At 60.8% G+C, this 13511-nt stretch carries 17 protein-coding genes; 10 read left to right on the top strand and 7 right to left on the bottom strand.

Going from position 1 to position 13511, the window contains the following annotated elements; translation table 11 throughout:
* Nucleotides 1–16: 16 nt before the first annotated feature.
* From proC to GVL50_RS24860, 9 genes are all read left to right on the top strand, one after another.
* On the top strand, nucleotides 17–835 hold the full coding sequence (gene proC, locus GVL50_RS24900; protein ID WP_159815403.1) for a pyrroline-5-carboxylate reductase: 819 nt from the start codon (nucleotides 17–19) through the stop codon (nucleotides 833–835).
* Between the two features lie 10 nt (nucleotides 836–845).
* Nucleotides 846–1436: a YggT family protein gene (locus tag GVL50_RS24895; RefSeq protein ID WP_064116268.1), complete on the top strand. Its 591-nt coding sequence runs from the start codon at nucleotides 846–848 to the stop codon at nucleotides 1434–1436.
* Complete coding sequence (locus tag GVL50_RS24890; RefSeq protein WP_095121519.1) at nucleotides 1433–1720, top strand: DUF167 domain-containing protein; 288 nt, start codon at nucleotides 1433–1435, stop codon at nucleotides 1718–1720. Before GVL50_RS24895 ends, GVL50_RS24890 begins: the two co-directional genes overlap by 4 nt.
* A 179-nt stretch (nucleotides 1721–1899) precedes the next feature.
* Nucleotides 1900–3039: a homoserine O-acetyltransferase gene (locus GVL50_RS24885; RefSeq protein WP_053124485.1), complete on the top strand. Its 1140-nt coding sequence runs from the start codon at nucleotides 1900–1902 to the stop codon at nucleotides 3037–3039.
* A 7-nt stretch (nucleotides 3040–3046) separates the two neighbouring features.
* Nucleotides 3047–3667 (top strand): methionine biosynthesis protein MetW, encoded by a 621-nt coding sequence (gene metW, locus GVL50_RS24880; protein ID WP_053124483.1) that lies wholly within the window; start codon nucleotides 3047–3049, stop codon nucleotides 3665–3667.
* Between the two features lie 26 nt (nucleotides 3668–3693).
* Complete coding sequence (locus tag GVL50_RS24875; protein ID WP_053124482.1) at nucleotides 3694–4128, top strand: DUF4426 domain-containing protein; 435 nt, start codon at nucleotides 3694–3696, stop codon at nucleotides 4126–4128.
* Nucleotides 4128–4721 carry an RdgB/HAM1 family non-canonical purine NTP pyrophosphatase gene (rdgB, locus tag GVL50_RS24870; RefSeq protein ID WP_371926033.1) on the top strand — a complete coding sequence of 198 codons (594 nt, stop codon included), beginning with the start codon at nucleotides 4128–4130 and terminating at the stop codon, nucleotides 4719–4721. The genes GVL50_RS24875 and rdgB overlap by 1 nt, the downstream gene beginning before the upstream one ends.
* Nucleotides 4718–5923 carry a radical SAM family heme chaperone HemW gene (hemW, locus tag GVL50_RS24865; protein WP_159815402.1) on the top strand — a complete coding sequence of 402 codons (1206 nt, stop codon included), beginning with the start codon at nucleotides 4718–4720 and terminating at the stop codon, nucleotides 5921–5923. The genes rdgB and hemW overlap by 4 nt, the downstream gene beginning before the upstream one ends.
* A 34-nt stretch (nucleotides 5924–5957) precedes the next feature.
* Nucleotides 5958–6281 (top strand): DUF3392 domain-containing protein, encoded by a 324-nt coding sequence (locus GVL50_RS24860; protein WP_007913629.1) that lies wholly within the window; start codon nucleotides 5958–5960, stop codon nucleotides 6279–6281.
* A 134-nt stretch (nucleotides 6282–6415) separates the two neighbouring features.
* Here the strand turns inward: GVL50_RS24860 and trmB are convergent, their stop codons facing one another.
* The 4 genes from trmB to GVL50_RS24840 all read right to left on the bottom strand — a co-directional run bounded on the left by trmB (nucleotide 6416) and on the right by GVL50_RS24840 (nucleotide 8658).
* Entirely contained in the window at nucleotides 6416–7141 is a 726-nt protein-coding gene (trmB, locus tag GVL50_RS24855) for a tRNA (guanosine(46)-N7)-methyltransferase TrmB (RefSeq protein WP_159815401.1), read from the bottom strand.
* Between the two features lie 9 nt (nucleotides 7142–7150).
* On the bottom strand, nucleotides 7151–7945 hold the full coding sequence (locus tag GVL50_RS24850; RefSeq protein WP_007913621.1) for a thiazole synthase: 795 nt from the start codon (nucleotides 7943–7945) through the stop codon (nucleotides 7151–7153).
* A 60-nt stretch (nucleotides 7946–8005) separates the two neighbouring features.
* Complete coding sequence (thiS, locus tag GVL50_RS24845) at nucleotides 8006–8206, bottom strand: sulfur carrier protein ThiS (protein WP_178116854.1); 201 nt, start codon at nucleotides 8204–8206, stop codon at nucleotides 8006–8008.
* Nucleotides 8207–8277: 71 nt separating this feature from the next.
* Complete coding sequence (locus GVL50_RS24840) at nucleotides 8278–8658, bottom strand: DUF423 domain-containing protein (protein ID WP_053124477.1); 381 nt, start codon at nucleotides 8656–8658, stop codon at nucleotides 8278–8280.
* 74 nt (nucleotides 8659–8732) lie between these two features.
* On the opposite strand from GVL50_RS24840, the gene mtgA reads away from it, so the two are divergent.
* A complete protein-coding gene (mtgA, locus tag GVL50_RS24835) occupies nucleotides 8733–9455 on the top strand; it encodes a monofunctional biosynthetic peptidoglycan transglycosylase (protein ID WP_008083830.1) in 723 nt (240 codons plus the stop codon).
* A gap of 12 nt (nucleotides 9456–9467) precedes the next feature.
* Here the strand turns inward: mtgA and GVL50_RS24830 are convergent, their stop codons facing one another.
* From GVL50_RS24830 to GVL50_RS24820, 3 genes are all read right to left on the bottom strand, one after another.
* Nucleotides 9468–10442: a serine/threonine protein kinase gene (locus GVL50_RS24830; RefSeq protein ID WP_053124475.1), complete on the bottom strand. Its 975-nt coding sequence runs from the start codon at nucleotides 10440–10442 to the stop codon at nucleotides 9468–9470.
* A 192-nt stretch (nucleotides 10443–10634) separates the two neighbouring features.
* Nucleotides 10635–12536: a PhoX family phosphatase gene (locus tag GVL50_RS24825; RefSeq protein ID WP_159815400.1), complete on the bottom strand. Its 1902-nt coding sequence runs from the start codon at nucleotides 12534–12536 to the stop codon at nucleotides 10635–10637.
* Nucleotides 12537–12605: 69 nt separating this feature from the next.
* Nucleotides 12606–13370, bottom strand: coding sequence for a TOBE domain-containing protein (locus GVL50_RS24820; protein WP_159815399.1), 765 nt, complete (start codon nucleotides 13368–13370; stop codon nucleotides 12606–12608).
* Between the last annotated feature and the right edge of the window lie 141 nt (nucleotides 13371–13511).

Genomic DNA, 13511 nt, shown 5'->3' with positions numbered 1-13511 from the left:
CAGATAAGGACCACACATGAGCAACACACGTATTGCGTTTATCGGTGCGGGCAACATGGCGGCCAGTTTGATCGGCGGCCTGCGCGCCAAAGGTCTGGACGCTGCACACATCCGTGCCAGCGATCCGGGCGAAGAAACCCGCGCCAAGGTTAGCGCTGAGCACGGCATCGAAACGTTTGCCGACAACGCTCAAGCCATCGACGGCGTCGACGTGATCGTGCTGGCGGTCAAGCCGCAAGCCATGAAAACCGTGTGCGAAGCGATTCGCCCGAGCCTGAAACCGAATCAACTGGTGGTGTCGATTGCCGCCGGCATCACCTGCGCCAGCATGACCGCTTGGTTGGGCGAGCAGCCGATCGTGCGCTGCATGCCGAACACCCCGGCGCTGCTGCGTCAGGGCGTCAGCGGTTTGTATGCGACCAGCGAAGTGACTGCCGAGCAGCGTCAGCAGGCTGAAGAGCTGCTGTCCGCCGTCGGCATCGCGCTGTGGCTGAACGAAGAACAGCAACTGGATGCGGTGACGGCAGTGTCCGGTTCCGGCCCGGCGTACTTCTTCCTGCTGATCGAAGCGATGACCGCTGCCGGCGTCAAACTCGGTCTTCCGAAGCAAGTTGCTGAACAACTGACGCTGCAAACCGCATTGGGCGCCGCGCACATGGCCGTCGCAAGCGATGTCGACGCTGCCGAACTGCGTCGCCGGGTGACCTCGCCAAATGGCACCACTGAAGCCGCGATCAAATCATTCCAGGCCAATGGCTTCGAAGCCCTGGTCGAAACCGCACTCGGCGCCGCCGCGCACCGCTCGGCCGAAATGGCCGAACAACTGGGCAAATAAGGAGCCTTACATGATTGGATTGAACACTGCAGCGGTTTACGTGCTGCAAACCCTCGGCAGTCTGTACCTGCTGATCGTGCTGCTGCGTTTCGTGCTGCAACTGGTGCGGGCGAATTTCTACAACCCGCTGTGCCAGTTCATCGTCAAAGCGACCCAGCCTCTGCTCAAGCCGCTGCGCCGGATCATTCCGAGCGTGTTCGGTCTGGACATGTCCTCGCTGGTATTGGCAATTCTGGTGCAACTGGCGCTGATGGCGCTGACCCTGCTGCTGACGTACGGCACCACCGGTAACCCGCTGCAACTGTTTATCTGGTCGATCATCGGCGTGACCGCGCTGTTCCTGAAGATTTTCTTCTTCGCCCTGATCATCAGCGTGATTCTGTCGTGGGTCGCGCCGGGCAGCCACAATCCGGGTGCTGAGCTGGTTAATCAGATCTGCGAACCGGCATTGGCGCCGTTCCGCAAAATCCTGCCAAACCTTGGCGGTCTGGATCTGTCGCCGATCTTCGCCTTCCTCGCGCTGAAGCTGATCGACATGCTGGTGATCAACAATCTGGCGGCGATGACGATGATGCCGGAAATCCTCCGTCTGCTGATGTGAGCTGGTTTCGATGGGACGGTGACGACTTGATCCTCGAGTGTCACCTGCAACCGGCAGCCCGTAGCGATGATTTCGCCGGGCTGCACGGTGATCGTTTGAAGATTCGCCTGACCGCGCCGCCGGTCGAGGGCAAGGCCAATGCTTATCTGATGGGCTTTCTGGCCAAGGCGTTTGGGGTTTCGAAGAGTCAGGTGAGTTTGCTCAGTGGTGAGCTAAACCGGCAGAAGCGAGTGAAGATTTGCTCGCCGAAGAAGTTGCCGGATTTGCCTGACCTGGTGCGCTGATCGTTCCCACGCTCCGCGTGGGAATGCATCCCGGGACGCTCCGCGTCCCCCGCCGAAGCGGACGCGGAGCGTCCAATGAGGCATTCCCACGCAGAGCGTGGGAACGAGCGCAGGTAGTTGCTTGCCGCTAACCCCCCCGGTCTTTAGACTTACGCCTCATTTCAACGAGAGCAGGGTCGATGCCAACTGCCTTTCCCCCCGATTCTGTTGGTCTGGTGACGCCGCAAACCGCGCACTTCAGCGAACCGCTGGCCTTGGCCTGTGGCCGGTCGCTGGCCGCCTATGACCTGATCTACGAAACCTACGGCACGCTGAACGCGCAAGCGAGCAACGCCGTGCTGATTTGCCACGCCTTGTCCGGCCACCACCACGCCGCGGGCTATCACAGCGTCGACGACCGTAAACCCGGTTGGTGGGACAGCTGCATCGGCCCCGGCAAACCGATCGACACCAATAAATTCTTCGTGGTCAGCCTGAACAACCTCGGCGGCTGCAACGGCTCCACCGGCCCGAGCAGCATCAACCCGGAGACCGGCAAACCGTTCGGTGCCGACTTCCCGGTGCTCACCGTGGAAGATTGGGTGCACAGCCAGGCGCGTCTCGCTGACCTGCTCGGCATCGGCCAGTGGGCGGCTGTGATCGGCGGCAGCCTCGGCGGCATGCAGGCGCTGCAATGGACGATCACCTATCCAGATCGCGTGCGTCATTGCCTGGCCATCGCCTCGGCACCCAAACTGTCGGCGCAGAACATCGCCTTCAACGAAGTCGCGCGTCAGGCGATCCTCACGGATCCGGAATTCCACGGCGGCTCGTTCCAGGAAGCGGGCGTGATCCCCAAGCGCGGCTTGATGCTGGCGCGTATGGTCGGGCACATCACGTACCTGTCCGACGATTCGATGGGCGAGAAATTCGGCCGTGGCCTGAAGAGCGAGAAGCTTAACTACGACTTCCACAGTGTCGAGTTTCAGGTCGAAAGCTACCTGCGTTATCAAGGCGAAGAGTTCTCCGGACGCTTCGACGCCAACACCTATCTGTTGATGACCAAGGCGCTGGATTACTTCGATCCGGCGGCGAACTTCGACGATGATCTGGCGAAAACCTTCGAAAACGCCACGGCCAAGTTCTGCGTGATGTCGTTCACCACCGACTGGCGTTTTTCCCCGGCGCGTTCGCGTGAACTGGTGGATGCGCTGATGGCGGCGCGCAAGGACGTCAGCTATCTGGAAATCGATGCGCCGCAGGGCCACGACGCCTTCCTGATTCCGATCCCGCGCTACTTGCAGGCGTTCGGCAATTACATGAACCGCATCACGTTGTGAGAAAGCCATGAGAGCTGATCTGGAAATCATCCAGGAATGGATCCCCGCCGGCAGCCGCGTCCTCGACCTCGGTTGCGGTGACGGCGAACTGCTGACCTGGCTGCGCGACAACAAGAACGTCACCGGTTATGGCCTGGAAAACGACGCCGACAACATCGCCCAGTGCGTGGCCAAAGGCGTCAACGTCATCGAGCAGGATCTGGACAAGGGCCTGGGCAACTTCGCCAGCAACAGTTTCGACATCGTTGTCATGACCCAGGCCCTGCAAGCCGTGCACTACCCGGACAAGATCCTCGACGAAATGCTGCGGGTCGGTCGTCAGTGCATCATCACCTTCCCGAACTTCGGCCACTGGCGCTGCCGCTGGTATCTGGCGAGCAAGGGGCGCATGCCGGTTTCGGAATTTCTGCCGTACACCTGGTACAACACGCCGAACATCCACTTCTGCACCTTCGAAGACTTTGAGGCACTTTGCCGCGAACGTGACGCGAAGGTCATTGATCGGCTTGCCGTGGATCAACAGCACCGTCACGGGTGGGCCAGTAAGCTATGGCCTAATCTATTAGGTGAGATTGGTATTTACCGCGTCAGCAGCCCGGTGCTTGCCGACCACAAGGTCGCGGTCTGAGCCACGCCATTTCGAGGAGCACGATCATGGGTCGTTTAGCGTTGTTGTTATTGACTGCCTGCCTGAGCGCCAGCGCTCTGGCGGCCGACGTCATCAAGGGTGAGCGTCAGGAAACCTTTGGCGACGTGACGGTGCACTACAACACTTTCAACTCGACGTACCTGCAACCGGACATCGCCAAAGCGGCGGAGCTGATCCGCAGCAAGAATCAAGGCGTGATCAATGTCTCGGTGATCAAGGACGGCAAACCGCTGATCGCCAGCGTCACCGGCACAGTCAAAGACCTGACCAGCAAGAGCGTGCCGCTGAATTTCCGTCAGGTCACCGAACAGGGCGCGGTGTACTACATCGCCCAATACCCGGTGGAACAACAGGAAACCCGCACCTTTGAAATCAAGGTGCAGAACGGCGACAAGATCAACACCATCAATTTCAACCAAGAACTTTTTCCCGGCGAATAATGAACATCAAGCAGCTCGTACTGGCCAGCCATAACGCCGGCAAACTCAAAGAACTTCAGGCCATGCTCGGCGAATCGGTGCAACTGCGCTCGATTGGCGAGTGGAGCAAGGTCGAGCCGGAAGAAACCGGTCTGTCGTTCGTCGAGAACGCGATCCTCAAGGCACGCAACGCCGCACGCATTTCCGGGCTACCGGCGCTGGCCGACGATTCCGGTCTGGCGGTGGATTTCCTTGGCGGTGCGCCGGACATCTATTCGGCGCGTTATGCCGACGGCAAGGGCGATGCGGCGAACAACGCCAAACTGCTCGACGCCCTGAAAGATGTACCGGAAGCCGAGCGCGGTGCGCAGTTCGTGTGCGTGCTGGCGCTGGTGCGTCATGCCGATGATCCGTTGCCGATCCTCTGCGAAGGCCTGTGGCACGGGCGCATTCTTACCGCTGCCAGTGGCGAGCACGGTTTCGGTTATGACCCACTGTTCTGGGTGCCGGAGCGTGATGTGTCCAGCGCCGAACTGAGCCCGGCCGACAAGAACCAGATCAGCCACCGCGCCCGTGCAATGGATCTGTTGCGCCAGCGTCTGGGCTTGAAATGACCCGTGACTCTTCTGCGTCGTCGCTGATTGTCGGCGGCGCCGCTTCTTCGCCTCGGGCGCCGCTGCCAACGCTGCCGCCCCTGTCGCTGTACATCCACATCCCGTGGTGTGTGCGCAAATGCCCGTATTGCGACTTCAACTCGCACACCGCCAGCCCGGTGTTACCGGAGCAGGAATACGTCGACGCCTTGCTGGCCGATCTCGATCAGGATCTGCATGCGGTTTATGGCCGAGAGCTGACGTCGATTTTCTTCGGTGGCGGTACGCCGAGCCTGTTCAGCGCTGAAGCGCTTGGGCGTTTGCTCGAAGGCGTCGAGCAGCGCATCCCGTTTGCCGACGACATCGAAATCACCCTGGAAGCCAATCCGGGCACGTTCGAGCAAGAGAAGTTTGTCGCCTACCGCAAGCTGGGGATCAATCGTCTGTCTATCGGTATCCAGAGCTTTCAGCAGGAAAAGCTCAAAGCCCTCGGACGGATTCACAACGGTGACGAAGCGGTGCGCGCGGCCGGTATGGCGCGGCAGGCCGGATTCGATAACTTCAACCTCGATTTGATGCACGGCTTGCCCGATCAGTCGCTAGACGATGCCTTGAGCGATCTGCGCCAGGCCATCGCGCTGAATCCGACGCATATCTCCTGGTATCAACTGACGCTGGAGCCGAACACCGTGTTCTGGAATCAGCCGCCGGTGCTGCCGGAAGATGACACGCTGTGGGACATTCAAGAGGCCGGGCAGGCGCTGCTGGCCGAGCACGGTTACGCGCAGTACGAAGTGTCGGCTTATGCACAGGCCGGGCGACCGGCGCGGCATAACCTCAATTACTGGAGTTTTGGCGACTTCATCGGCATCGGTGCGGGCGCGCATGGCAAGTTGAGTCATCCGGACGGGCGCATCGTGCGGACGTGGAAGACACGGTTGCCGAAGGACTATCTGAACCCGGTGAAAAACTTTCAGGCTGGCGAGAAATCGCTGAGCAATGATGAGCTGCCGTTCGACTTTTTGATGAACGCGTTGCGCCTGACTGATGGCGTGGAATCGCGGCTCTATCCGCAGCGCACCGGGCTGTCGCTCGATAGTCTCGCCGAGGCCCGGGCAGATGCAGAACAAAGCGGTCTGTTGCAGGTCGAACCGTCACGTCTGGCGGCCACCGAGCGCGGACAATTGTTCCTCAACGATTTGCTGCAGAAATTTCTGAGCTGAGCCCAACGCCCAACGGCAGCCCTAAGGAAAAACCATGGATTTGATACTCGACCTGCTCGCCACCGTCTCCCGCTGGAGCCGCAGCAACCTCTCGGAAATCGCCCTGGCGCTGGTGGGTTGCCTACTGGTGTTGTTCGGCGCCGATTTCAAAGGCTGGGTCGAGCAACGTCTGGGCAGCATCGCCGGCGCTTTGCGCGTACCGCTGATGGCGCTGCTGTGCGTGATCGGCAGCGGCGCGGCGCTGATCTACGCGACACCGTGGGTGATCAAAGGCTTGAGCCAGTTCAACAACTACAGCCTGGCGCCAGTGCTGTTGGTAGTCCTCGTCCTCATCGGCGTAGTCGCCGACCGCCGCTGATCTTTCGGCCGCTTTTGATCGTTCCCATGCTCCGCGTGGGAATGCCTCAATGGACGCTCTGCGTCTGCTGTGGGACGCAGAGCGTCCCGGGCAGCATTCCCACGCAGAGCGTGGGAACGATCATCGCGTGATGCTTAGGACAGTTTTTCGAACTTCAGATCCCACACGCCGTGGCCAAGACGTTCGCCGCGGCGTTCGAACTTGGTGATCGGGCGTTCGGCCGGGCGCGGTACGCACTTGCCGTCTTCGGCGAGGTTGCGGTAGCCCGGGGCGACGTTCATCACTTCCAGCATGTATTCAGCGTACGGTTCCCAGTCGGTGGCCATGTGCAGAATGCCGCCGACTTTCAACTTGCTGCGCACCAGTTCAGCGAACGACGCCTGAACGATCCGACGCTTGTGGTGACGGCTCTTGTGCCACGGATCCGGGAAGAACAGCATCAGGCGATCGAGGCTGTTGTCGGCGATGCAGCGGTTGAGCACTTCGATCGCGTCGCAATCGTAGACCCGCAGGTTGGTCAGGCCCTGCGTCAGCACGCCATTGAGCAGCGCGCCAACACCCGGACGGTGAACTTCAACGCCGATGAAATCCTGATCCGGTGCCGCTGCAGCCATTTCCAGCAGCGAGTGGCCCATGCCGAAACCGATCTCCAGCGAGCGCGGTGCCGAACGGCCGAACACTTGATCGTAATCCACCGGCGCGTCAGCCAGCGGCAGCACGAACAGCGGGGTGCCTTGATCCAGACCTTTTTGCTGGCCTTCGGTCATGCGCCCGGCACGCATCACGAAACTCTTGATGCGGCGGTGTTGGCGCTCGTCGCCTTCTTCCGGCTGGATAGGCGTGTCGTTCGATTCAGTCATCAATGGCTCTTACTTGATCAGACCATCCAGCGGCGAAGAGGCGCTGGCATAGAGTTTTTTCGGCATACGGCCAGCGAGGTAGGCCAGACGGCCTGCAACGATGGCGTGTTTCATGGCTTCAGCCATCATCACCGGTTGCTGGGCATGGGCGATGGCCGAGTTCATCAGCACCGCATCGCAACCCAGTTCCATGGCGATGGTTGCGTCGGACGCAGTGCCGACACCGGCATCGACCAACACAGGGATCTTGGCTTCTTCGAGGATGATCTGCAGGTTGTACGGGTTGCAGATCCCCAGACCGGAACCGATCAGACCGGCCAGCGGCATCACCGCGATGCAGCCGATTTCTGCCAGTTGACGGGCGATGATCGGGTCATCGCTGGTGTAAACCATCACGTCGAAACCTTCTTTGACCAGCGTTTCGGCAGCCTTGAGGGTCTCGATGACGTTAGGGAACAGGGTCTTCTGGTCAGCCAGGACTTCCAGCTTCACCAGGTTGTGACCGTCGAGCAGCTCACGGGCCAGGCGGCAGGTGCGCACGGCTTCGATGGCGTCGTAGCAACCGGCGGTGTTCGGCAGGAAGGTGTAGCGCTCCGGCGACAACACGTCGAGCAGGTTCGGCTCGCCTTCGATCTGACCGAGGTTGGTGCGGCGCACGGCGAAGGTGACGATCTCGGCACCCGAGGCTTCGATGGCCTGACGGGTTTCTTCCATGTCACGGTACTTGCCGGTACCAACCAGCAAACGCGACTGGTAAGTACGACCGGCCAGCACAAAAGGCTTGTCGCTACGAACGATGCTCATGGGGAATCCTCTTTAGGAGTGAGGGTCTTGCAGAATTCTGCGCCCTTGCGGGCCTGGCAATCAGCCGCCGCCGATGGCGTGCACCACTTCAACGTTGTCGCCGTCGTTGAGCGTGGTGTCGGCATGCAGGCTGCGCGGGACGATATCCAGATTGAGTTCAACTGCCACCCGGCGTCCGGTCAGTTCCAGACGGGTGATCAGGGCCGCAACGGTTTCACCGTCGGGCAGTTCAAGGGATTCGCCGTTCAACTGAATGCGCATGCGCAATGCCGCCATCATTTTTAGGGGCTGGCATTCTAGCCCGATCATGACCTAAAGGTCAGCACCAAGCGTCAAGCGGTCAGTTGCAAGCGCCACGCGGCGAGGCCCAGGCACAGCCAGCCGATCAGGAAGGCCAGGCCGCCGAACGGGGTGATGATGCCGAGCTTGCTGATGCCGGTGGTGGTCAGCACGTACAGGCTGCCGGAGAACAGCAGAATGCCGACAGTGAAGGACACGCCGGCCCAGGCGACCAGTCGGCCCTGAATCTGCGTGGCCAGTAGCGCAACGCCGAACAACGCCAGGGTGTGCACCAATTGATAGGTGACGCCGGTGTGGAAAATCGCCAGATATTCCGGCGTCAGGCGGTTTTTCAGGCCGTGGGCGGCGAATGCGCCCAGCGCGACACCGGTGAAACCAAAGAAAGCGGCCAGCAGCAGAAAGCCACGCAACATGAAGAACTCCAGTCAGACTCGATCGGCAGGGTCTGTATAATGGCCCGCTCCACGGGTTCGGCCAAGCCATCTCTATGCTGCGTACAATTTTCCGTCGTCTTACGAAGGCCCTGCTCTGGTTCGCGGGTGGCAGCATCGTGCTGGTGCTGATCTTTCGTTTCGTACCGCCGCCGGGCACGGCGCTGATGGTCGAGCGCAAGGTCGAGTCGTGGGTCGACGGCGAGCCGATTGATCTGCAACGCACGTGGAAGCCGTGGGACGAGATCTCCGACGATCTCAAAGTCGCGGTCATGGCCGGCGAGGATCAGAAATTCCCCGAGCACTGGGGTTTTGATTTCAGCGCAATTCAGGCCGCACTGGCGCACAACGAACTCGGCGGTTCGATTCGCGGCGCCAGCACCTTGAGCCAGCAAGTGTCGAAAAACCTGTTTCTGTGGGCAGGGCGCAGTTATCTGCGCAAAGGCCTCGAAGCCTGGTTCACCGCGCTGATCGAGGTGTTCTGGCCCAAGCAGCGGATTCTTGAGGTGTACCTGAACAGCGTCGAGTGGGATGACGGTGTGTTCGGCGCTGAAGCCGCCGCCCGTCATCATTTCGGCGTGAGCGCCAAGTCGCTATCGCGCCAGCAGGCGAGTTATCTGGCGGCGGTGCTGCCGAATCCGCGCGTGTGGAGCGCCAGCCATCCGACCGCTTACGTGTCGCGCCGCGCCGGCTGGATTCGCCAGCAGATGAGCCAGTTGGGTGGCGACAGCTATCTGCTGGGTCTCAACGATTCGCGCCGGGCACCGTGGGCGCGCTGATCCTTTCCTGTGTCAGAACAACTTCAGCGGCTCTTCATTGAGGGCCGACAGTTGTTCGCGCAACGCCAACACCTGATCGCCCCAATAACGCTCGGTGCCGAACCACGGGAAACTGTGCGGGAACGCCGGGTCATCCCAGCGCCGCGCGAGCCAGGCGCTGTAGTGCATCAGGCGCAAGGCGCGCAGCGGTTCGATCAGCGCCAGTTCGCGCGGGTCGAAATCGTGAAATTCGTTGTAGCCATCCATCAATTCCGATAACTGCCCGAGGCATTCCTGACGGTCGCCGGCGAGCATCATCCAGATGTCCTGCACCGCCGGGCCCATGCGGCAGTCGTCGAGGTCGACGATGTGGAACATCTCGTCGCGGCACATCATGTTGCCGGGGTGGCAATCGCCGTGCATGCGGATGTTCTGGTGCGGCGTCGCGGCGTAGACATCCTCGACACGCTTGAGCAGATCGCGAGCCACCGACTCATAAGCCGGCAGCAAACTTTTCGGAATGAAATTGCCTTCGAGCAAAGTGTTCAGCGAGGCGTGGCCGAAGTTCTGTACGCCCAGCGCTTCACGGTGTTCGAACGGCTTGGTCGCGCCGACCGCGTGAATCCGCCCGAGCAACTGGCCGAGGCGATATAGCTGATCAAGATTGCCCGGCTCCGGCGCCCGGCCGCCACGACGCGGAAACAGGGTGAAGCGGAAACCGGCGTGTTCGTGCAGGGTTTCGCCGTTGTGGATCATGGGTGCAACCACCGGGATGTCGACGTCGGCCAGCTCGAAGGTGAATTTGTGTTCTTCGAGGATGGCTTCGTTGGTCCAGCGTTGCGGGCGGTAGAACTTGGCGATCAGCGGTTCGGAGTCTTCGATGCCGACCTGATAGACGCGGTTCTCGTAGCTGTTGAGCGCCAGAATGCGCGCATCACTGAGGAAGCCGATGCTTTCAACGGCATCGAGCACGAGATCGGGTGTGAGGGTTTCAAACGGGTGGGCCATGCTGACTCCTGCGCGCAGCAGGCTGCCGCGTCCGGCCCAGCATGGTAGCGCAGATGGCAGGCCCTTAGGGGGTTGGTGTCTGGAAGGGCCTCTTCGCGAGCAAGCCCGCTCCCACATGGATCGTCTGTGTGCATGAGACAGTTGGCACACTGCAGACCCTGTGGGAGCGGGCTTGCTCGCGAAAGCGGTTTATCAGGCGCCGACGATCCCGTCATCCTCACGGGTAATCGCCATCACCGACGACCGCGGTTTGCCATTCGGCAAATGCTCAGGGAACGTCGACCCACCGTTCTCCCCCGGATGCTGAATCCCGACAAATAGCGTCTTCTGATCCGGCGAGAAGCTGATCCCCGTCACCTCACAACCAATCGGCCCGACCATAAACCGGCGAATCTCACCGGTCACAGGATCGGCGCACAACATCTGGTTATTGCCCATCCCGGCAAAATCCCCGGCGTTGCTCGAATCGCCGTCAGTCAGAATCCACAAGCGCCCGGCATCGTCAAAACCCAAACCATCGGGGCTGTTGAACATGTTCTGTGGGGTGATGTTCGACGAACCGCCCTTCGGAGTCCCGGCGTGCACACCCGGATTGCCGGCGACCACAAACAGATCCCAGGCGAAGGTGTTCGAGCCGTGATCATCACGGTCGGTGCGCCAGCGCAGAATCTGCCCGTAGACATTCTTCTCACGCGGGTTCGGCCCGCCCACCGGTTGCCCGTCTTCGCCACGTTTGGCGTTGTTGGTCAGGGTGCAATAAACCTGGCCGTCCTTGGGGCTAACGACGATCCACTCCGGGCGATCCATGCGCGTGGCACCGACGACACTGGCGGCGAGGCGCGCGTGAATCAGCACTTCGGCCTGATCGGCAAAACCGCTGCTGGCGTCGATGCCGTTTTTGCCGTGGCTCAGTTCGATCCACTGGCCCTGGCCTTTCGGGTGGTCGGGGTTACTGTCGCCGGCGTCGAACTTGGCTACGTACAAAGTGCCGTGATCGAGAATGTCGCGATTGGCCTTGGCGTTGCGGTGGTTGATCTTGTCGCGGCTGACGAATTTGTAGATGAACTCGCCGCGCTCGTCGTCGCCCATGTACACCACGGCGTGGCCGTCAGCGGTTTCCGCCAGTGCGGCGTTTTCATGTTTGAAGCGGCCCAGCGCGGTGCGTTTGACCGGCGTCGATTGCGGATCGAACGGATCGATCTCGACCACCCAGCCGTGACGGTTGAGCTCGTTGGGATTCTTCGCCATGTCGAAGCGCGGATCGTGCGGGTGCCAGTTGATCTCTTTGCTGGTGGCGACCACGCCGTAGCGTTTTTGCGCGGCGTCGAATTTCAGCTCGGCGTTGCTGCTGCCGAAACAGTCGGTGAAGTTCTCTTCGCAGGTCAGGTAAGTGCCCCACGGCGTTTTGCCGTTAGCGCAATTCTGAAAGGTGCCGAGGACTTTTTTGCCGCTCGGGTCGGCGCTGGTTTTCAGCAACGCGTGACCAGCCGCCGGGCCGCCAATGCGCAACGGCGAGTTGCCGTGAATGCGGCGGTTGTAGCGCGAGCCCTGAACAAACTGCCAGTGACCATTCTTGCGCTGCACTTCAATCACCGACACGCCTTCACAGGCCAGCGCCTTGCGCACTTCTTCGGCCGATTGCGGCATGCCGCCGTGCGGGTAGAGGTAGCGATAGTTGGTGTATTCGTTGTTGATCGCCATCAACGCGCGGTTTTTGTCGTCGGGGAAGGCGAACAGGCTCATGCCGTCGTTGTTGTCGCCGAACTGCACTTCCTGTGCGGCGGCGCTGCCGTTGCCACTCGGGTCAAAGGCCGGGCCATTCTTGCTCAGCGGCTGGCCCCAACTGATCAGCACCGAAGATTTGTAGCCTTTGGGCAGGCTGATGACGTCGCTGGTCGCGGCGGGAATGCTGTCGAAACCGAGCAGGCGACTGTTGCCGGCGCTGACGCTGGCGGCCAGCACGCTGCGGCTCAGCAGGTTACCGCCAAGGAACATCGCCGCGCCGCACAACGCGCCGGCGCTGATGAAGCCGCGACGGCTGAGGCCGACCATTTTTTCCAGGTCAGTGGATTGGTTTTCTTCTAATAGGCTCACGTCAGGCTCCCTGCTTGGTTTGGCAGCCACCTTAATCAGGGTCTATGACGTTTTTGTTGCAGGCTCGATTTAGAGCGGCGTACCGATCAACACATTCGACGGCGAGAACTGCACCTGCACCGGTTGTTCGACGGTCAGCCCACGAGTGCGCAGATCCATCGGCTCAGCCAGTGCGCAGAGTGTGTGGCCGTTGGGCAGGGAGATTCGCACTTCACTCGGGCCGTCTTCGGCGTCAAGGATCGCTTCGATGGTGCCGGTGAGGAGATTGTGTCCCGGCGTTGCAGATTGTTCAGCAGTGAGCAATTCCAGCCAGCCAGCCTTGATCAGGGCGACCACTTCGGTGCCGTTTTGCAGTTCAAGGTGCACGGTGCTGTCGTGGGTGATCTGTGCGTCGAGGCACAAGCCTTCGGCCAGCTCCAGACGGATCAGGTCATTGCGGCCCTGCGCTTCGATGGCGATGACTTTGCCGTGCAACTGATTGCGCGCGCTGGTTCGCAGCATCAATCGGCCGAGCAGATCGAGATCGCTGGCGTCTTCCGCCGCTTCCAGCACCTGCGCCTGCAAGGCTTGCAGCTTTTGATACAGGCGCAGCACGCGTTCGCCTTCGCTGGACAGCTTGGCGCCACCGCCGCCCTTGCCACCGACGGCACGTTCGACCAACGGTTTCTGCGCCAGATTGTTCAGCTCATCAATGGCGTCCCACGCGGCTTTGTAGCTCAGACCGGCGCTTTTTGCGGCGCGGGTGATCGAGCCTTGTTCGGCGATGTGTTGCAGCAGGGCGATACGCTGCGGACGACGGACGATGTGCTGGGAGAGCAGGGAAGGCATGGACATGAAGGGGTGCTTTTTAGCCGTGGCGGTGGGGAGTGAAGTTGGCTGCTTGCCACGCGAGAGTCAAGCCCAACCCAATCCCTTGTAGGAGCTGCGGCACGCTGCGATCTTTTGATGTTGTTTTTGAAGATCAAAAGATCGCAG

The sequence above is a fragment of the Pseudomonas sp. 18058 genome, from assembly GCF_902706155.1.
GTDB lineage: Bacteria > Pseudomonadota > Gammaproteobacteria > Pseudomonadales > Pseudomonadaceae > Aquipseudomonas > Aquipseudomonas rustica.
This window is presented reverse-complemented; position numbering and strand designations above follow the sequence as displayed.